The sequence below is a fragment of the Deinococcus alpinitundrae genome, assembly GCF_009982895.1.
Taxonomy (GTDB): Bacteria; Deinococcota; Deinococci; order Deinococcales; family Deinococcaceae; genus Deinococcus; species Deinococcus alpinitundrae.
Genome location: NZ_WXZL01000001.1, coordinates 32,640 through 49,743 on the forward strand (window position 1 = coordinate 32,640; position 17,104 = coordinate 49,743).

Sequence of the window (17,104 nt, forward strand, 5' to 3'; positions counted from 1 at the left end):
GCAGGCGGTTGCGGCGTGACTCCGGCTCCTGCCGTTAGACTGGCGCTATGCCCCTTCAGGCCTACACGGAAACAACCATCGACGCGCCTGTCGAGCAGGTCTTCGAGCGGCTGGCCGATTTCTCGCGGTATCCCGAATGGAATCCCTTCACAGTGCGCGTCATTGGCCCGCAGCGGGCCGAAGTGGGCCAGCGGCTGACCCTTCAGGTGCGCTGGACCAGGGGCGGCGGTACCACTTCACCCGAGGTCGTGACCCGGGTCAGCCCGCCCGACGTGCAGGGCATGGCGGTCCTGATCTGGCGCTACGACCACCTGATGGCCAGACTGGGCCTGCTTCGGTGTGAGCGGGTCCAGACCCTGAGCGCCTTGCCGGATGCCCAGACCCACTACGTGAGCGTGGAAACGTTCCGGGGACCACTCAGCCGCCTCACGCCGCTGAAACAGGTGCAGCGCGGCTTTGAAGCCCAGGCGCAGGCACTGGCCGCCAGTTTCCAGTGACCTGAATTGCCCCCCAGCCGCACCTGCGGCGCTACACTGCTTCTTCGTGACCCGTCTGCTATCCCTGCCCCGCGTCGGCCTGCCTCCGCTTCCCGCCCTGCTGCTCTCCATGAGCAGCATCCAGGGCGGCGCGGCCCTCGCCAAGGGCCTGTTTCCGGCACTGGGGTTCTCCGGCGTCACGGCCCTGCGGGTGGGCCTGAGTGCCGTGATGCTGCTGCTGATCTTCCGGCCCAATCTGCTGGCCCTCACCGCACGCCAGTGGCGGGCAGCGGCTATCTACGGCGCGGTGCTGGGCCTGATGAACCTGACCTTTTATGCCTCCATTCAGTACATCCCGCTGGGTCTGGCGGTCACGCTGGAATTTCTGGGGCCGCTGGCCGTGGCGGTGGGCAGCAGCAAACGCCGCAGCGATTTGATCTGGGTGGCGCTGGCCGGGCTGGGCATCTTCCTGATCACCCCGCTGGGCGGCGGCAGGGCCATTGAGCCGCTGGGCCTTGCGCTGGCGCTGATCGCAGCAGCGCTGTGGGCGGCTTACATCGTTATCGGTTCGCGGATGACACGCCACTTTTCCGGCACCCAGGGCGTCAGCGTGGGCATGCTGTTTGCCGCCGTGACGGTGGTGCCGCTCTCACTGCTGCTGGGGTTTTTGCCGTCGCAGGTCACTGCACCGCTGCTGCTCTCGGGCCTGCTGGTCGCGGCCCTGTCGAGCGCTTTGCCCTACAGCCTGGAGATGATTGCGCTGAGGCAACTGCCCAAGCAGCTCTTCTCGATTCTGATGAGCCTGGAACCCGCCGTGGCCGCTGTGCTGGGCTGGCTGGTGCTGCACGAACTGCTGAGCGTGTCGCAGTGGCTGGCGATTGGGTGCGTGATCGCAGCGAGTGTAGGGGCGAGCTGGAACAGCAAGCGGACAGCGCCGGAAGTGCAGGTCTAAGCCGAAAGCTGAGCGCGGAAGCCGACAAAGCAACGCATACTGCCGCCAGAACCGGCCCAATCAGGTTCGCCCCGGAATATGCCTTGTCAAGGCATATTCTAAATGTGGAATACTCTAGCCAGCTCAACCCGAGGAGGTGATGGACTCCACCCTTGAATGTCGCCACGTTTCATGCTCTCGCCGACCCACAGCGCCTTGAGATCGTGGAACTGCTGCGCCTCAAGCCGCTGACGGTGGGTGAGATTGCCGCTCAACTTCAGCTGCGGCAGCCGCAGACCTCCAAGCATTTGCGGGTGCTGCAAAGTGCCGGGGTCATCGAGATGCAGGCCGACGCCAACCGCCGCATCTGCTCACTGCGGCCCGAAGCCTTTCGAGCGCTGGACGACTGGCTGACCACCTTCCGGCAACTCTGGGAAGAGCGCTTCGACAAGCTGGACGGCTACTTACAGAGGCTTCAGGACTCCGCTCAACCACCAGATCAGCCGCCGGAAACCACCCCGCCGCCACCGCCCAAACCAGGAGACCCCCGATGACCAGCACCCACCCCAACATGACCTCCAACGTCGAACACGGCAACGAACTCGTTCTGGAGCGCACCTTCCGCGCTCCAAGCGCCCTCGTGTTCGGGGCGTTCACGCAGGCCGAACATCTGCGCCAGTGGTGGGGGCCGCGCGGCTGGGAGCTCACCCACTGCACGCTTGATCTGCGATCCGGTGGCAGGTGGCACTACTGCATGAAATGTATGGACCAGGCCCAGGCCGGGTTCTACGGCATGGAATCCTGGGAGCTGGGCATCTACGACGAGATCGAGGCTCCCCAGCGGCTCGTCTACACCGATTATTTCTCGGATGCGGCAGGAACCATCAATACGGCCATGCCCTCCTCCCAGACCAGCCTGACTTTCGAGGAGGTTGAGGGCGGCACGCGGGTCATCAGCCGCTCGATTTACGGCACTGAAGAAGCGCTCAAGACCGTTATGGACATGGGCATGCTTGAGGGCATCTCACAGACCTGGGATCGCCTGACCGAACATCTGAGCGCCCAGCAGGCGAAATAACATACGAAAAGTGGACGTAACGGTCCTCAAGAATCAGGCTGGCAAGAACATCCTGGTTTAGGGCAGCGGGGAACTGGTGCGGTTCTTGTTACGACACCGTCTGGTGGATCAACTGAACCTGCTGACCTATTCGGTTGTGCTGTGCCGTGGCAAGCGCTTGTTTGAAACTGAGGTTCCAGGCTGCACCTCGCCTTACCGCAGCCCTTCAGTCCCGGTATCGTAGAGCTGACATACATGCTGAGCGCTCACACGATCACAAACCCAGGACCTCGTTCTTGCTGGCATTGGCGTTAACGGCCTGGCACTACTCACCCCAGGAGACAAGATGAACTGGACCTTGGAAGTCGTCATCGTGCCGGTCAGCGATGTTGATCGCGCCCGCGCTTTTTACGAAAACGGACTGGGCTTCAAAGTGGATCACGACACCCGCATGGAGGCAACCCGGCGCGTGGTGCAACTGACGCCGCCCGGTTCTGGGTGCTCGATTGTGATTGGAAGCGGAATGACCAAGATGGAACCGGGGTCACTTCAGGGCCTGCAACTGGTGGTAAACGATCTTCGCGCTGCACACGCGCAACTCGTGGAACGCGGCGTGGAGGTCAGTTCCATCCAGTTCATCGGCAGGGCCAGCCTGCCTCGCGCCGCCACAGAAGACGACGCTCTGAACTTCTCCGGTTTCGTCTTCTTCAAAGACCCGGACGGCAATAGCTGGACGGTGCAGCAAATCGACGCCAGGCCATAGCAAAACGGCGGCTCCTATCGGATACCGCCGCCTGAGGCTCTTTTTTGTTGGTTCAGCCTTGCCTGTCTCGACCGCTGCGAGTGCACCTTAGAGTGTCCCACCGAACGTAGCCGAGGGGTCTTGTGATTCGGTACAGGCCCCCGGCTGCATTCATTCCGGCAGCTGTTCTACACCAGCTCACCGTCTCCTCAGTTCAGGGCACCCACCTTGAACCCAAAGCGCTCGCCATCGTAGTCGATGTTCAGGCTGGTGTTGTCCGGCACCTGTCCGGCCAGGATGTCTTTGGCCAGCGGCGTCTCGATCTGGCGGGAGATGACGCGCTTGAGTGGGCGCGCACCAAAGGCCGGGTCGTAACCGTCGTGGGCCAGCTTGTCGAGCGCGGCGGGCGTCAGGTTGAGTGTCACACGGCGCTCGGCCAGGCGGCGGCGCAGGCCACCGAGTTGAATCTCCACGATGCGGCGCAGATCGCTGGGCGTCAGCGCGTCGAACACGATGATGTCGTCAATGCGGTTGAGAAACTCGGGCCGGAAGCCCTGCTGCAAGGCTCCCATCACGGCGTCGCGGATGTCCTCGGGGTCGTCGCCGCGTGCCTGCATCTCCAGAATCAGCGGCGAACCGGTGTTGCTGGTCATGATGATCAGGGTGTTGCGGAAATCCACCGTGCGGCCCTGCCCATCGGTCAGGCGGCCATCGTCGAGGACTTGGAGCAGCACGTTGAACACGTCGGGGTGCGCCTTCTCGATCTCGTCGAACAGCAGCACGGCGTAGGGGCGGCGGCGAACGGCCTCGGTGAGCTGACCGCCCTCCTCGTAGCCCACGTAGCCGGGAGGCGCGCCGATCAGGCGCTGCACGCTGAATTTCTCCATGTACTCGGACATATCGAGGCGCACCATCGAATCCGGCGAGTCGAACAGGGACTCAGCCAGCGCTTTGGCGAGTTCTGTTTTGCCCACACCGGTCGGCCCCAGGAACATGAAGCTGCCCAGCGGGCGGTTGGGATCGCTCAGGCCCGCCCGCGAGCGGCGAATGGCGTCCGACACGCTTACGATGGCCCGGTCCTGCCCGATGACGTGCTGGTGCAGCTCCTCTTCGAGCTTGAGCAGCTTCTCGCGCTCACCCTCCATCAACTTGCTCACCGGAATGCCGGTCCAGCGGCTGACCACGGCGGCGATGTCGTCCTCGGTGACTTCCATGTGTGCAAATTCCGCGCCCTTGAGCCTGCGCTCCAGCTCCTGCACGTCACGCTCGAGTTGCGGCAGCGTGCCGTATTCGAGTTCGGCGGCCTTCTGGAGATCGTAGTCGCGCCGCGCCCGCTCGATGTCGGTGCGCACGGCGTCGAGCGATTCTCGCTTCTCGCGCAGCTGGGCAATCTCGCCGCGCTCGGCTTCCCAGCGGCCCCGCACGTCGTTCAGCTCGTCCGTGAGGGTGGCCAGTTGGCCCTCAATGTCGAGCAGGCGATTTTGCGAGTCCTGGTCTTTCTCGCGCTTGAGGGCCTCACGCTCGATTTCGAGTTGCAACTTGCGGCGGTCCAACTGGTCGATGCGCTCGGGACTCGATTCCAGCGCCATCCGCAGGCGGGCCGCCGATTCGTCGATCAGATCAATGGCCTTGTCGGGCAGCTGCCGGTCAGAGATGTAACGGTTCGAGAGCTGCGCGGCCGCCACCAGCGCCGGATCGGTGATCTCGACGTTGTGGTGCACCTGATAGCGCTCCTTGATGCCGCGCAGAATACTGATGGTGTCTTCCACGCTCGGCTCGTCCACGAACACCGGCTGAAAGCGCCGCTCCAGGGCCGGGTCCTTCTCAATCTCGCGGTACTCGTCGAGCGTGGTCGCGCCGATCAGGTGCAGCTCGCCGCGTGCCAGGGCGGGCTTGAGCATGTTGCCCGCGTCGAGGCTGCCCTCGGTCTTGCCCGCGCCGACGATGGTGTGCAGCTCGTCGACGAACAGAATGATCTCGCCGGCCGAGGCCACCACCTCGTCAATGACGCCGCGCAGCCGCTCCTCGAACTCGCCCCGGAATTTCGCGCCAGCCAGCAGGCTGCCCATATCGAGGCCGATGATCTTCTTGTTTTTCAGGCCCTCCGGCACGTCGCCCTTGACGATTCGCATGGCCAGGCCCTCAGCAATCGCCGTTTTGCCCACGCCGGGTTCGCCGATCAACACCGGGTTGTTCTTGGTGCGGCGCAGCAGAATCTGCATGGCGCGCCGGATTTCCTCGTCGCGGCCGATCACCGGGTCGAACTTGCCGTCCATGGCCCGCTGGGTCAGATCGGTGCCGTATTTTTCGAGCGCTTCAAATTGCTGATCGCTGGTCTTGTTGGTCACGGTTTTTCCTTTGCGGCCCGCCGTCGCCGCCGCCGTCAGCTGCGCGGCCGTGGGCCAGCCCGGCCCGCCTTTCATTTCGCCGCGCAGGGCGATCAGCAGGGCGTCGGGGGCCACAAAGCTGTCACCCATCGTCTTGGCGATCTCGTTGGCCTTGGTCAACGCTCGCCCCAGCGCCGGGTCGAGGTACGTCTGGCCCTCGCCGCCCTGCACGCGGGGCAGCTTGCCGAGTTCGGCGTCCAGCGAGGCGCGGGCCGCATTCAAATCGCCCCCGGCCTGCGTCAGGGTGCGGGCGGCGGTGTCGTTGCCCAGCAGGGCCGACAGCACCTGCCAGGTCGTCAGGGTCTGGTGCTGGGCCGCCTGGGCCTGTTGCTGCGCCTCGGCGATGGCCTGGAGAGCGGATTCGGTGAAGTGTTCTGGGTTCAAGACAGTCTCCTCAAGTCCCCTTATTCTGAGACTTGAGTGCCATCATGTCAAGTTTATTGAGTGTTAGGCCGGGCTAGTTTCGTGCTGGAACCTGAAAAGACCAAGCGCGCCCAATTCAGTCGCCCACGAACGTCAGGCGCTCGTATTCCTGCCCGGCCTCCACCACCGGCAGGCCCTGCTCGGCGTGGCGCTGGAGCTGCTGCAATACGGTGGCGACCATCGGCCCCTCGCCGTACATCTGCACGGCCTCGTCGGTCAGCAGAATTTCCAGGCCATGCCGAACGTCGCCTTGGCGCTGGCGAATTCGAAAGATCCGGCCTTCCATCTCCTCGTAGGTCGTGACCTGAACGCCTTCGGGAAAGGGAGTCTGGTCAATCTGGGTCTGAAGGTCCATGCCCTCATTGTGCGGCCTGGGGGCGCGGGCAGGGCCAGGGACTAACACTTGCTTAACGCGCTCCGCAGCTCAGCGCGCCGCCGAGGCAGCAGACCGCACGATCTCGCGCACACCCTCCGGGGCCGCCACGAAGGCCCGCTCGGCCATATTCAGAAACAGGCCCGTCTCGACCACGCCCAACGTGCCCTTCAGGGGGCGCTCCAGAGCGGCCAGATCGGCTCCAGCGAAGCGGGCGTCATAGATGAAATTGCCGTTGTCAGTGAGATACAGTTCGCCCGCCTGACGGCGCAGTTCGCCCACCGCGCCCAGCGCCTGCAAGCGCTCCAGGGTGCTGTCCACGCCGAAGCGCAGCACCTCGATCGGCAGCGGTGCCCTCTCCCCCAGGCGCGTCACCAGCTTGGTGTGGTCGGCGATGATGATCAGCCGCCGCGCCTGAACCTCCACCAGCTTCTCGCGCACCAGCGCGCCGCCGAGGCCCTTGATCAGGTCCACATCCGGCGTGATCTCGTCAGCCCCGTCGATGGCGAGGTCGAAGAACTGCCGGGTCAGCGGCCCGACATCGAGTCCCAGGGCGCGGGCCTGCGCGTCGCTGGCCTCACTGGTCGCCACGCAACTCAGCCCCGACAACTCGCCCGCCGCCACCCTGCGCCCCAGTTCGGCAATGGCGTATTTAGCGGTGCTGCCGGTGCCGAGGCCTAGATGCATGCCACTTTCGATCAGCGAGACGGCCCGCACCGCCGCCTCTTTCTTCAGCGCTTCCAGATCGGGGATCGGCACGGCCTAGGACTTGGCCTGATCGGCTTCGATGGCCTGGACCACCGCGTCCGAGTGGCCGTCCACGCTCACGGCGTACCAAGCCTTGACCAGCTGGCCGTCCGGCCCGACCAGGAAGGTGGTGCGCTTGACGCCCTGCGACACCTTGCCGTACAGATTCTTGGTGCCGTACGCGCCCACCGCTTTCAGAAAGTCGGCGCTGGGATCGGAGAGCAGCGGAAACGGCAGGCTGTGCTCGGCGGCAAAAGAGGCGTGGCTCTCGGCGTCGTCCATGCTCAGGCCCAGCACCTGCGCTCCGTGCTGCTTGAGGGCCATGTTGTCGCGAAAGTCGCAGGCTTCCTTGGTGCAGCCGGGGGTGTTGTCTTTGGGGTACACGTACAGCACCAGGTACCGGCCGCTGGAATCTTTCAGGGTGTGCCTCTGCCCCTGGGCATCGGGCAAATCAAAATCGGGAAAGGCGTCCCCGGGCCGGAGCCTGGGCGCTTCGTCTGTCTGGTCGGGCTGGGTCATGCTTCAGGCTAACACCTGCTTGCCGCTACTTCTTGAGCGACATCAATTCCGAGCCGCTGTTCGCGCGCTGAATCCGGACGATGCCGATGTCGGGCACGATCCACTGCGTCTCGCTGAACTTCTGGCGAATCGGCAGCACCGCCACGCGGGCGTCCACGTTGCCGCTCATCTCGACTTTCCAGGCATCGAAGGTTCCGGCAGGCACCGTGACTTTCTCGCGGCTGACGATACGGTAATTGAAGGTGATGGTCGCCCTGGCGTTGAAGCCGGATTTGCGGCCTTCCAGATTCATGATGTAGTTCCAGGCATAACCGGTCTTCCAGCTGGCGGGCGCGGGGAAGCTCACTCCAGTCACGGTCAGCCGGGTGATCTCGGCTCCGCCGATGCTGGGCGCGGTCACGTTGATGTGCGCACCGGCCTCACAGCGAAAGCTCTGCGGCGCGGACGGCTTGCCAGGGGTGGTGTAGGTGTCGGTATAGCCCTTGTCAGTCAGGCTGCGGCGCATCTCGTAGAATTCCACGCCGTCCTTGTCGGTGTCGCGGTAAGTCCAGACCCAGTCGGGCCGCATCGGCTTGATGCCGCCGTCGCAGGAGCCAGCTTCGGCCAGCGCGGGAAGGAGGAGAAACGGCAGCAAGGCGGGAACGAGGCGGCGCATGACCGCATGCTAAGGGCTGGCGGTGAGGAGGATGCCGCGCGGGGCTGACGCGGCACTCATCCCCGGCCGGTGCGCGCAAAGTGACTTCACTCCACCCGCGCCGCCAGATCCAGGGCGTAGCTGTCGGTCATTCCGGCCAAGTAATCGCACACCACGCGAGCGCGCTCAGTCTGGCTGCCGCTGGCCTCTAGGCGGCGGCGCGACCCGGTGCCCAGCCAGCGCAGCGGCTCAGCCTGGGCAGCATCGAAGAGGCGGCGCAGCGCCGCGCAGGCGAGCGCTTCGGGTTCCCGCACCTGCGGCGTGTCGATGATCTGACGGTAGACCAGCGCCTTGAGAAAGCCTTGCAGCGCGGCGGCCTGCGGTGTGAAGTCGGCGCGCAGATCGAGCAGCGGCTCGTCGAACAGGCCCTGAGCGCTTACCTCGACACCCGTCACTAGGGCGCGCGACAGGGCCGCCACGCCGCGCTTGCCCTCGGCCTCATCACCGCTGAAAATCTGCCTGGCCCAGCTGGCAAGCTGCGGCACCCCGTCCAGTTCGGGGCGCTGATCGGCCAGGGCGTCCCAGTCGCCCCGGTCGATCAGCCCCAGATTCACCCCGTCTTCCAGGTCGTAGATGCTGTAGGCCGCGTCATCGGCCAGCTCCATCAAGCGGCAGTCGAAGCTGCGGTGGCCCGCGTCCGGGTCCGGTACGGGCCGGGTCATCCGCTGGCGGTCGGCGGCCGACAGCGGCGCGAGCAACCAGTCGACCACCGGCTGCTCAGTGTCGAGGTAGCACTTGGGTGGCCACACCCAGGCCTGCCGGGCGGCCTGCGAGTAGGCCACCGGGTATTTCAGCACGCCCAGCAGCAGGCGGCGGGTCAGGTTGAGGCCATGACCGCCGGAGTCCGGCCCGGTTTCCAGCTGGGTCAGCAACCGCAGGGTCTGCCCATTGGCCTCGAAGCCGACCGGCAGCCGCCCGTCCGCGTCAGGCAGGTTCGCCCGCATGGCCGCGTCCAGGGTGCGCTCCCCAGCGTGGCCGAACGGCGGGTGGCCCAGATCGTGCGCCAGGCAGAGGGTGGCCAGCAGGGTGCGGCTAGGCAGCTGCGCTCTCCAGGCGGCAGTCTGGGCTGCCGGGCGGGCGTGCAGGACGTCCAGCATGGCGCGGCCCAGTTCAGCCACCTCCAGGCTGTGGGTCAATCGGGTGCGGTAGAAGTCGCCCCCGCGTGCGCCCAGCACCTGGGTCTTGCCCTGAAGGCGGCGAAAGGCGTAACTGTGAATGATCCGGGCGTGGTCCTCGCTCTCAACGTCGGCCACTGCCAGGGCCAGCGGGCCGCGCCGGGCTTCCCAGATGTCCGGCAGCGCTCCTCTATCTCCGGTCACGAACCGCTGAGCCGGGCCGGATCGAGATCAAAACTGGCAAACACCCGCCGCCCGCTGCCGTCAGGGTAAACGTCTACCCAGGCGGGCATCTTGCGCCCCGACCGGAACGGCACGTAACTGCGGGCGCTGATCTCCAGGCCAGTTTCCAAGGCGATCTGGATGGGGTGCTCGTCGGGAATTGGGGTGCCGGGACTCAGCGAATACTTGACGCCCGCCGCCTTGCCGCTGGCCCGCACCGTGAGTTGCTGGGCCTCGCCGCGCCCGCCACGTCTGCTGGGCGCACAGACTGCCAGCAGCACCTGGCCGCTGGCGACTTCAGAGAGGGCGTAGAGGGCCGCGCTGCCGCTCACGTCGGCGCGGCGCACCAGCTCGGCCATGGCCCGCCCGCTGGGGCCGTACCGTTCCAGAATCTCGTTCATCAGGGCGTCGGGAATCAGAATGCCTGCCGCGCCCACGTTGCACAGCGTCTCGATGATGGTTTCGAGCCGCTCGCCCTCGTAGGTGTCGTGCAGATCGCTGAGCAGGTCGTCGTCACTCAGCAGCAGGGCATGGCTGATCTCGTGGGCCAGCGTGAAGCGCTGACGCTCGGGGCGCACCTGGGAATTGATCAGGATGACCTTGTTCTCGGGGTCGTAAGCTCCGTCGCGCTCACCCATCGGCATGAATTCCAGCCGCACTCCGGCGTCTTGAAGCAACTGACCTTCCATCAAGCTGTGGGTGTCGAGGGCCGGCAATCCGGCGGCGTAGGTGCGGGCCAGCACCCGCATCCGGCCCTTGAAGGCGTCGGCTCCGGCGACCTCACCGGCACTGGCAGACGCGAACTGGCTGGACTGGCCTTCGGGAGCGCTCACAGTGCGGGCAGGATACCGCGAAACCGGCTTGATCCGGCGGGGCGGCCCGCAGCTTCCGGATTCGGGCGTACTGGAGGCGTTGCTGGAGTCATGGCAGGCGCTCAGGGTGAGAAGCGGGAGCAGCTCACCCCTGCTGGAGTTGCTCGACCAGTGCCACGTAGCTGGCCTGGGCCTCGCTGGCTGGCATCCCCACCAGAGCGGCCCAGGCGTCGTATTTGGCCGCACCGACAAAATCGAATCCGCCGGGGCGCTTGCCTGTCACGTCGCCCTGGCTGCCCTGCTTGTAGAGGGCGTCGAGCCTGAGCAGCGTGGCATTGCCAGGCTTGCTAGGCAGCGACTGGGACTCGGCGCGGGCCTGCTCGAAGGAAAGCGACATGGAGCGATGGTACCAAGTTCAGGGTCTGGAGCCGAAACGAATCGGTGCATCTATACTCATTTGAGTATCTTACACATCTTGAGTGATCTACTCATCTCGTCCAGCTATCATCTCATTAGGATTCCCGTACCGCCCACGCCCGGTTTCATTGACCGCTTATTCCCTATTGCCGCGCTGCTCAAGGAGTTTCGTATGGTTCAAGTGGCCCTGGACGCCTTCTGGTCTCTCTTTTCCGGCTGGCACGTGGCGCTGTGGGCGCTGCTGGTGCTGGCGCTGATCGGCGCGATTGGGCTGCTGACGCTGCGCCTGGGTCGCCGCGACCGCTATGAATCGGCCATGCGGTGGCTGCGCGAGGCCGCATGGCCGGTGGGCAGCTGGGCCGCCGTGCTGCTGCTGCTAGGCTTTACCTTCGCGGCGCTGGGCGTGCTGGGCAACCTGGTCATCAGCCGGATCAGCGTAGGCGAGAACGCGCGGGCCGGCAACGGAGCCGACCTCGACGCCGCACCCACCGTGCAGCCCAGCCCCACCATCACCTACCTGACCGAGCAGACCTATACCCGCACCCTGGTGGTGCCACCCAGCCTGCTCAAACGGGTGGGCGAGCAGGGCGTGGGCGCGCTCGCACCGTATCTGACCGATCCGACCAGCCAGAACGTGACCAAGCTGGTGGACAAATTTCGGCGCAGCGGCAGGGACGTGATCTTCACCCGGCAAGCCACCCTGACCAGCGAGGCCCCGATCAAGCTCGACACCTCACGGGTCAACGTCAACCTGGATTTCGTGACGCCGGCGCGAGGAGCCAGGCGCACCTACTACAACGCCACCTTCGCCGCCGAGTACGCTTTCACCAATCCGCTCGACCGCGAAATCACCGTGCGCTTTCAGTTTCCCCTGCCCGAGGGCAGCGGCACTCTGTCGGGCTTCAAGGTGATCGTCAACGGCCAGGAGCTGACGGCGGCCGACCTGAGTAACGGTAGCCAGTGGGAAGCGCAGATGGCCCCCAGGGAAACCGCCAACGTGAAGGTGACCTACGCCCACCAGGGCGCGCGCGGCTGGAGTTACCTGCTGGCCAGCCGCCGCGAGCCGATCAAGGATTTTGAACTCAGCGTGAAGACCAACGAAGCGGCCAAGTTCGCCCGCTACAGCCTGCCGCCCACCCAGACGGCCCGGAGCCTGGGCAGCAACACGCTGAGCTGGAACCTCAAGGACGTGATCACGGCTCAGGACGTGGCCATGACCTTTTCCAGCGCCAGCCTGCGCGAGACGCTGGGCAAGCTCTACGGCTTCGCCCCGCTCTCCTTACTGATCGCCACCGTCTTCGGAGGGCTGTGGGCCTGGGGGCATGGGCTGAGAACGACCCCGGTGCAGGTGGCGCTGGCACTGCTGGCGGTGCTGGCGGGCCTCACCCTCGGTGGCATGCTGATGAGTTATCTGCTGGTGGTCTGGGCCGGACTGATCGGCGGGGTGTTGAGCGCTCTGTTGGCACTGCGGGCGCTGGGCCGGGCCTGGTGGCCACCCGTATTGATCGCCGCAGCGCTGCCACTGGCTTTCCTGCTGGTCGGCAATGCCGGGCTGATCATCACGCTCTCGGGTGTGGTGGGACTGGCGGCGTTGATCTGGGGAAGGAGAGCAAGGCCCCACCCGGTCCTCTGAACGCCGGACCGGGTGGGGCCACTTCCGCTTCAGTTCAGGTTCAGGCTGGGGTCCCGAGAGAAGAGGAAAAATCTCGCCGCAGCCTTCAGCGGTTGCGGCGGTTGGTCTGAGTCTCATCATCTGAAACGAAGCGTTGTTTATTGTAGTCGGCCAGGCCCGTTTCTCAGCCCGTCACTTCGACGGTGGCAGGCTGCTCGTGGCCGTAATTGAAGTAGGTGTGCAGCACCCCGCTGCCGGTGTTCCTGAGCCAGTGCGCCCAGCCCAGCGGGAAGTACACGCAGTCACCGGCCTCCAGGTCCAGTTCCAGCCACGCCTCCCCCGGCGGTTGCAGTGCAGCCTTGGCGCGGCCCTGCACAATCACGGCGAGTTCGGAGGTGTTGGTGTGGTAGTGCGGCGCTCGCCAGCTGCCCTCCGGGATTTCCACCTGGGCAATGGACACGCCCATGAGCAGCGGCCAGGCCGCCTTGTTGCCCTTGCGGGCGCTCACGTCTGTGGGAATGGCAACGGCAGGCAGGCTTGCCAGGCTCAACTTGTAATCGCTGGCCGTTCCAGCGGCCGGCGGTGTCGGGGTGGTGGTCTGGGCCAGTCCCACGCCCCGCACCAGGGGCAGGCTGACAAGCCCCAGAACAGCGGCCCGCTGCATCAGTTCGCGGCGAGAGAGGGTGAGCGCGGGGCGGTCCTCGGCATTGGAATGGGGCATACACGGCTCCTTGGAATGGTGAACACTGGAAAGTCGCGGCAAGTGGAAGACGGTCACGCGGGCGTTCAGGGCGCGGTCCGAACATTCCTCCTCAGCAGGCTCGGCGCGGCGGTCTGCTCTCCCCGAAAGCCCCCCGAGCGTAGGCGGGGACTTGTCCCAGTGTCTTGAGGCTGGAATTGTCCCGGCTTCTGGGACAAGCCCCCTTTGGAGCAAGGGCAGCAGCGCACCAATGCCCGCTGAACGCCTCTGGTTTCAGCCCCCACGCTTTCCCCGCAGCCGTCACCGTTGATCAACGCCGCCGCGCTAGACTCGGAACAATGAACGCCAAAACCCCCCGGACCTTTTCCACCATGCTCGGCGACAAAGAACTGAGTATCGAAACCGGCAAGCTCGCCAAACTGGTCAGCGGCTCGGTGACCGTGCGCTACGGCGACACCATTTTGCTCGTCACCGCCCAGGCCAGAGACGAGCGCAGCAGCCTCGACTTTCTGCCGCTGACAGTGGAATTTGAGGAGCGCCACTACGCCGTGGGCAAGATTCCGGGGTCGTTTCACCGCCGCGAGGGCCGCCCCGGCGAGAAGGCCATCTTGTCGGCGCGCATCACCGACCGCCAGATCAGGCCGCTGTTTCCCAAGAGCTACCGCCAGGAAACCCAGGTCATCATCACGGTGATCTCGGCGGACGGCGAGCATTCTCCGGACGTGCTCGGTCCCATCGGCGCGTCGGCGGCGCTGAGCATCTCGGACATTCCCTGGGAAGGCCCCACTGCCTGCGTACGGGTCGGGCAGATCGACGGCCAGTTCGTCATCAACCCGACCTTCAGCCAGCTCGAACACAGCACCATGGACCTGGTGGTCGCCGGAACCAGAGACGCCATCCTGATGGTCGAAGCGGGCGCGAAAACCGTGGACGAGGACGTGCTGGTGTCGGCCATCGAGTTTGCCCACGCCCAGATGCAGCCTATTATCGCCCTGATCGAGCAGATGCGCGACGAACTTGGCCAGGAAAAGTTCGTCTTCGCGACCGAGGCCGACCTCACGGTGGACATGGTGCCGGAACTCGCCGAGGACGCCAGGGCTGGCGGCCTGCGCGACGTGTTGCTCACGGCAGGCAAGAAAGAGCGCAGCGGTCGCGTCAAGGCACTGCGCGACGGATTGATCGCCCTGCGGGTACCGGACGCCGGGGCCGAGGGAGCTGCTGCCCAGATCACCGCGCTGAAAAACGCCTTCTACAAAGTCGAGAAGCAGGAACTGCGCCGCCTGATTCTGGAAGAGGACCTGCGGGCCGACGGGCGCAACACCCGCACCGTGCGCCCCATCTGGATCGAGGCCCGGCCTCTGCCGCGTGCCCACGGCTCGGCCATCTTCACGCGCGGCGAGACGCAGGTGCTGGGCGTGGCGACCCTCGGCACCGAGCGCGACGAGATTCTGATCGACGATCTGACCAGCGAGACCGGCGACAAGTTCATGCTGCACTACAACTTCCCACCGTACTCAACCGGCGAGGTCAAGCGCATGGGCGGGCAGTCGCGGCGCGAGATCGGCCACGGCAACCTCGCCAAGCGGGCCATCCGGGCGGTGCTGCCGAGCTTCGAGAGCTTTCCCTACGTAATCCGGCTGGTGGGCGAGGTGCTGGAGAGCAACGGATCGAGCAGCATGGCCACCGTCTGCGCCGGAACGCTGGCGCTGATGGATGCGGGCGTACCGATCACGGCTCCGGTGGCGGGTGTCGCAATGGGCCTGGTCATGGAAGACGGCAAGTACAAGATCCTGACCGACATTCTCGGCTCGGAAGACGCGCTGGGCGACATGGACTTCAAGGTCTGTGGCAGCGCACAGGGCGTCACCGCGCTTCAAATGGACATCAAGATTCAGGGCATCACGCCCCAGATCATGCGCGAGGCGCTCTCGCAGGCCAAGGACGCCCGGCTGCACATCCTCGGCAAGATGGCCGAGGTGCTGCCCGCGCCGCGCCCCGAACTCTCCCCCACCGCGCCGCGCATCATCAGCATCAAGATCAACCCCGAACTCATCGGGAAGGTCATCGGGCCGGGCGGCAAGCAGGTGCGCGAACTCGAAGCGATGGGCGCGCAGGTGACCATCGAGGAGGACGGCACCATCCGCATCTTCAGCAGCGACGGCGAGGCGGCCAAAGCGGTGCAGGCCAGAATCGAGGCCGTGACCCGCAGCGCCAAGATCGGCGAGGAGTTCGAGGGGACGGTGGTCAAGACCGCGCCGTTCGGGGCCTTCGTGAACCTGTTTGCGGGCCAGGACGGCATGTTGCACATCTCACAGATCAGCGAGGAGCGCATCAACGCTGTCGAGGACGCGCTGAACGTGGGCGACAAGCTCAGGGTCAAGATCGTGGGCATCGACGACCGGGGCAAGATCGATCTGGTGCGCCCGGAGTTGGAAGGCAAGATCGCGCCGCGCGAACCGCGTGCACCGCGTGAGGGTGGCGAGCGCCGGGGGCCACCAAGACGCTGAGCCGGGGCACAGAGCCGAGGCACCGATCACATGACGCCTGAGCACATGACTGAAGCTGAATTTCTGGAGATGGTCCAGCGCAATCCAGTCAACGCGGCGATCCTTGAGCGGCTGCCCCGCCTTGGCGTGCCGCAGCTTTATCTGGTGGCGGGTTGCCTGTTTCAAGCAGTCTGGAACGTGCGCTCAGGCCGTCCGGCAGGCCAGGGCATTCGCGACTACGACCTCTTTTACTGGGACGCCGACACCAGCTACAAGGCCGAGGATGCCGTGATCCGCCGCGCCGAGGTGCTGTTCGCCGACCTCGGGGTGCGGACCGAGGTTCGTAACCAGGCTCGCGTGCATCTGTGGTTTGTCGAGAAGTACGGCCTGCCGCGCCCGGCCATTCTTAGCTCGAAAGAAAGCATCCGGCAGTTTCTGGTGCGGTGTACCTGCCTGGGCATCTCGGCCAGCGGCGAGGTTTACGCCCCGTACGGGTTCGGCGACCTCGCCAGCGGCATTCTGCGGCCCAATCCGCTCAACCAGACGCCTGAACTCTACGCGGCGAAGGTGGCCGACTACCAAGCCCGCTGGCCCTGGCTGCGGCTGGCCGAGTAAGGGCAGACAAGCAGGCTTATTTGGGTTTGAGCTGGGGACCTGGAGCACTGAGGCGCGGCACGGCGCGGCGCGGCGTCGTGAAATGTCCGAAGCAGTAGCCCAGCGCGCCGATCAGCAGCACCGGGGCGGCGGCGCGCAGATTGCCATCAACCACGGTCAGCCAGCCCAGCCCGGCCAGACCGCTCAACGCCAGCCCCAGGCCGCTGATACTCAGGCGCTCGCGCTGCATGTGGCGGCGCGCCAGCGCACTCAGGCCCAGAAAGAGAGTGAAGCTGCTGAGTAACGCGATTGCCACGGCGTTGGTCATGCTCAGGCCAGCATGAGGCCCGCTGCCTCACGGGATTCTTACGCCGGGGTCACCTTCATCTTCCGGTTTCAGCCCGAGGGCTGCGCTAGAGTGACGGGCATGCGCCCCGCCTACCTCAGTGCCGCTCGCTTCCTGCAACTGGGGCGGGAAGCGGCGGTGGAAGGTGAGAGCCGGGCCGCGCTCGACCTGCTGACCGAGGCGCTGGGCACGTTACGGGTCTTGCCGCCGGAGCGCACCCGCGACGTGCTGCTCTCGCACGTTCACCTGGCCTTCTTCCAGACCCTGATCATGCTCGGCGAGGACGAGGCCGACGAACACCTGCACCTGGGCGTCAGCTACGCCCGCTCGACCCGCGACCCGCTGGCCCGCGCGATTGCCCAGGAATGCCTCTCAGGGCTGGACGCCGTGTTGTAGCCACCTGCGCTCAGCGGCGCAGCACCCAGACCACCTGACCCATCCGCGCCGGGAA

19 protein-coding genes are annotated in these 17,104 nt (G+C 65.5%); 9 read left to right on the forward strand and 10 right to left on the reverse strand.

Translation table 11 applies throughout. The annotated features are described in order from the left end of the window. The first annotated feature begins 47 nt into the window (after positions 1-47). From GUI70_RS00165 to GUI70_RS00185, 5 genes are all read left to right on the forward strand, one after another. Positions 48-497: an SRPBCC domain-containing protein gene (locus tag GUI70_RS00165; RefSeq protein WP_161880269.1), complete on the forward strand. Its 450-nt coding sequence runs from the start codon at positions 48-50 to the stop codon at positions 495-497. A 46-nt stretch (positions 498-543) separates the two neighbouring features. Then, on the forward strand, positions 544-1,428 hold the full coding sequence (locus GUI70_RS00170) for an EamA family transporter (RefSeq protein WP_237724596.1): 885 nt from the start codon (positions 544-546) through the stop codon (positions 1,426-1,428). A 152-nt stretch (positions 1,429-1,580) separates the two neighbouring features. After that, complete coding sequence (locus GUI70_RS00175) at positions 1,581-1,961, forward strand: ArsR/SmtB family transcription factor (RefSeq protein ID WP_161880270.1); 381 nt, start codon at positions 1,581-1,583, stop codon at positions 1,959-1,961. Further along, positions 1,958-2,485, forward strand: a complete 528-nt coding sequence (locus GUI70_RS00180) for an SRPBCC domain-containing protein (protein WP_161880271.1) — start codon at positions 1,958-1,960, stop codon at positions 2,483-2,485. The genes GUI70_RS00175 and GUI70_RS00180 overlap by 4 nt, the downstream gene beginning before the upstream one ends. 325 nt (positions 2,486-2,810) lie before the next feature. Continuing rightward, entirely contained in the window at positions 2,811-3,227 is a 417-nt protein-coding gene (locus tag GUI70_RS00185) for a VOC family protein (RefSeq protein WP_161880272.1), read from the forward strand. Positions 3,228-3,415: 188 nt separating this feature from the next. On the opposite strand, the gene clpB is transcribed toward GUI70_RS00185, so the two are convergent. The 8 genes from clpB to GUI70_RS00225 all read right to left on the reverse strand — a co-directional run bounded on the left by clpB (position 3,416) and on the right by GUI70_RS00225 (position 10,895). Beyond that, positions 3,416-5,977 (reverse strand): ATP-dependent chaperone ClpB, encoded by a 2,562-nt coding sequence (gene clpB / locus GUI70_RS00190; protein ID WP_161880273.1) that lies wholly within the window; start codon positions 5,975-5,977, stop codon positions 3,416-3,418. 115 nt (positions 5,978-6,092) lie between these two features. Further along, positions 6,093-6,371, reverse strand: a complete 279-nt coding sequence (locus GUI70_RS00195) for a hypothetical protein (protein ID WP_161880274.1) — start codon at positions 6,369-6,371, stop codon at positions 6,093-6,095. 69 nt (positions 6,372-6,440) lie between these two features. Further along, the gene (rpiA, locus tag GUI70_RS00200) at positions 6,441-7,142 is read right to left on the reverse strand and encodes a ribose 5-phosphate isomerase A (RefSeq protein WP_161880541.1); all 702 of its coding nucleotides are present in this window, start codon (positions 7,140-7,142) and stop codon (positions 6,441-6,443) included. 9 nt (positions 7,143-7,151) lie between these two features. Beyond that, entirely contained in the window at positions 7,152-7,655 is a 504-nt protein-coding gene (prxQ, locus tag GUI70_RS00205) for a thioredoxin-dependent peroxiredoxin PrxQ (protein WP_161880275.1), read from the reverse strand. Positions 7,656-7,680: 25 nt separating this feature from the next. Beyond that, positions 7,681-8,310 carry a TapB family protein gene (locus GUI70_RS00210; protein ID WP_161880276.1) on the reverse strand — a complete coding sequence of 210 codons (630 nt, stop codon included), beginning with the start codon at positions 8,308-8,310 and terminating at the stop codon, positions 7,681-7,683. An 86-nt stretch (positions 8,311-8,396) separates the two neighbouring features. Further along, entirely contained in the window at positions 8,397-9,668 is a 1,272-nt protein-coding gene (gene dgt / locus GUI70_RS00215; protein WP_161880277.1) for a dGTP triphosphohydrolase, read from the reverse strand. After that, on the reverse strand, positions 9,665-10,519 hold the full coding sequence (locus tag GUI70_RS00220; protein WP_306468244.1) for an ImmA/IrrE family metallo-endopeptidase: 855 nt from the start codon (positions 10,517-10,519) through the stop codon (positions 9,665-9,667). The genes dgt and GUI70_RS00220 overlap by 4 nt, the downstream gene beginning before the upstream one ends. A 124-nt stretch (positions 10,520-10,643) precedes the next feature. After that, positions 10,644-10,895, reverse strand: a complete 252-nt coding sequence (locus GUI70_RS00225) for an acyl-CoA-binding protein (RefSeq protein ID WP_161880278.1) — start codon at positions 10,893-10,895, stop codon at positions 10,644-10,646. A gap of 192 nt (positions 10,896-11,087) precedes the next feature. Between GUI70_RS00225 and GUI70_RS00230 the strand changes: the two genes are divergently transcribed. Continuing rightward, complete coding sequence (locus GUI70_RS00230; protein ID WP_161880279.1) at positions 11,088-12,548, forward strand: hypothetical protein; 1,461 nt, start codon at positions 11,088-11,090, stop codon at positions 12,546-12,548. 163 nt (positions 12,549-12,711) lie between these two features. On the opposite strand, the gene GUI70_RS00235 is transcribed toward GUI70_RS00230, so the two are convergent. Then, positions 12,712-13,248, reverse strand: a complete 537-nt coding sequence (locus GUI70_RS00235) for a cupin domain-containing protein (RefSeq protein WP_161880280.1) — start codon at positions 13,246-13,248, stop codon at positions 12,712-12,714. Between the two features lie 317 nt (positions 13,249-13,565). Here GUI70_RS00235 and pnp point away from each other — a divergent pair, with 317 nt between their 5' ends. Beyond that, entirely contained in the window at positions 13,566-15,734 is a 2,169-nt protein-coding gene (gene pnp / locus GUI70_RS00240; protein ID WP_161880281.1) for a polyribonucleotide nucleotidyltransferase, read from the forward strand. Positions 15,735-15,779: 45 nt separating this feature from the next. After that, a complete protein-coding gene (locus GUI70_RS00245) occupies positions 15,780-16,328 on the forward strand; it encodes a nucleotidyltransferase family protein (protein ID WP_161880282.1) in 549 nt (182 codons plus the stop codon). 16 nt (positions 16,329-16,344) lie between these two features. Here GUI70_RS00245 and GUI70_RS00250 read toward each other — a convergent pair whose 3' ends face one another. After that, entirely contained in the window at positions 16,345-16,635 is a 291-nt protein-coding gene (locus GUI70_RS00250) for a hypothetical protein (protein ID WP_161880283.1), read from the reverse strand. Between the two features lie 99 nt (positions 16,636-16,734). Between GUI70_RS00250 and GUI70_RS00255 the strand changes: the two genes are divergently transcribed. Beyond that, positions 16,735-17,049: a hypothetical protein gene (locus tag GUI70_RS00255; protein ID WP_161880543.1), complete on the forward strand. Its 315-nt coding sequence runs from the start codon at positions 16,735-16,737 to the stop codon at positions 17,047-17,049. The last annotated feature ends 55 nt before the right edge of the window (positions 17,050-17,104 follow it).

What these genes read in the sequence shown, in the direction of transcription:
- prxQ (WP_161880275.1), bottom strand. Translation starts at nt 7,655, where the DNA reads ATGACCCAGCCCGACCAGACAGACGAAGCGCCCAGGCTCCGGCCCGGG.
- GUI70_RS00165 (WP_161880269.1), top strand. Translation starts at nt 48, where the DNA reads ATGCCCCTTCAGGCCTACACGGAAACAACCATCGACGCGCCTGTCGAG.
- GUI70_RS00250 (WP_161880283.1), bottom strand. Translation starts at nt 16,635, where the DNA reads ATGACCAACGCCGTGGCAATCGCGTTACTCAGCAGCTTCACTCTCTTT.
- GUI70_RS00195 (WP_161880274.1), bottom strand. Translation starts at nt 6,371, where the DNA reads ATGGACCTTCAGACCCAGATTGACCAGACTCCCTTTCCCGAAGGCGTT.
- GUI70_RS00225 (WP_161880278.1), bottom strand. Translation starts at nt 10,895, where the DNA reads ATGTCGCTTTCCTTCGAGCAGGCCCGCGCCGAGTCCCAGTCGCTGCCT.
- GUI70_RS00230 (WP_161880279.1), top strand. Translation starts at nt 11,088, where the DNA reads ATGGTTCAAGTGGCCCTGGACGCCTTCTGGTCTCTCTTTTCCGGCTGG.
- GUI70_RS00245 (WP_161880282.1), top strand. Translation starts at nt 15,780, where the DNA reads ATGACTGAAGCTGAATTTCTGGAGATGGTCCAGCGCAATCCAGTCAAC.
- GUI70_RS00255 (WP_161880543.1), top strand. Translation starts at nt 16,735, where the DNA reads ATGCGCCCCGCCTACCTCAGTGCCGCTCGCTTCCTGCAACTGGGGCGG.
- GUI70_RS00180 (WP_161880271.1), top strand. Translation starts at nt 1,958, where the DNA reads ATGACCAGCACCCACCCCAACATGACCTCCAACGTCGAACACGGCAAC.
- GUI70_RS00185 (WP_161880272.1), top strand. Translation starts at nt 2,811, where the DNA reads ATGAACTGGACCTTGGAAGTCGTCATCGTGCCGGTCAGCGATGTTGAT.
- pnp (WP_161880281.1), top strand. Translation starts at nt 13,566, where the DNA reads ATGAACGCCAAAACCCCCCGGACCTTTTCCACCATGCTCGGCGACAAA.
- GUI70_RS00235 (WP_161880280.1), bottom strand. Translation starts at nt 13,248, where the DNA reads ATGCCCCATTCCAATGCCGAGGACCGCCCCGCGCTCACCCTCTCTCGC.
- GUI70_RS00210 (WP_161880276.1), bottom strand. Translation starts at nt 8,310, where the DNA reads ATGCGCCGCCTCGTTCCCGCCTTGCTGCCGTTTCTCCTCCTTCCCGCG.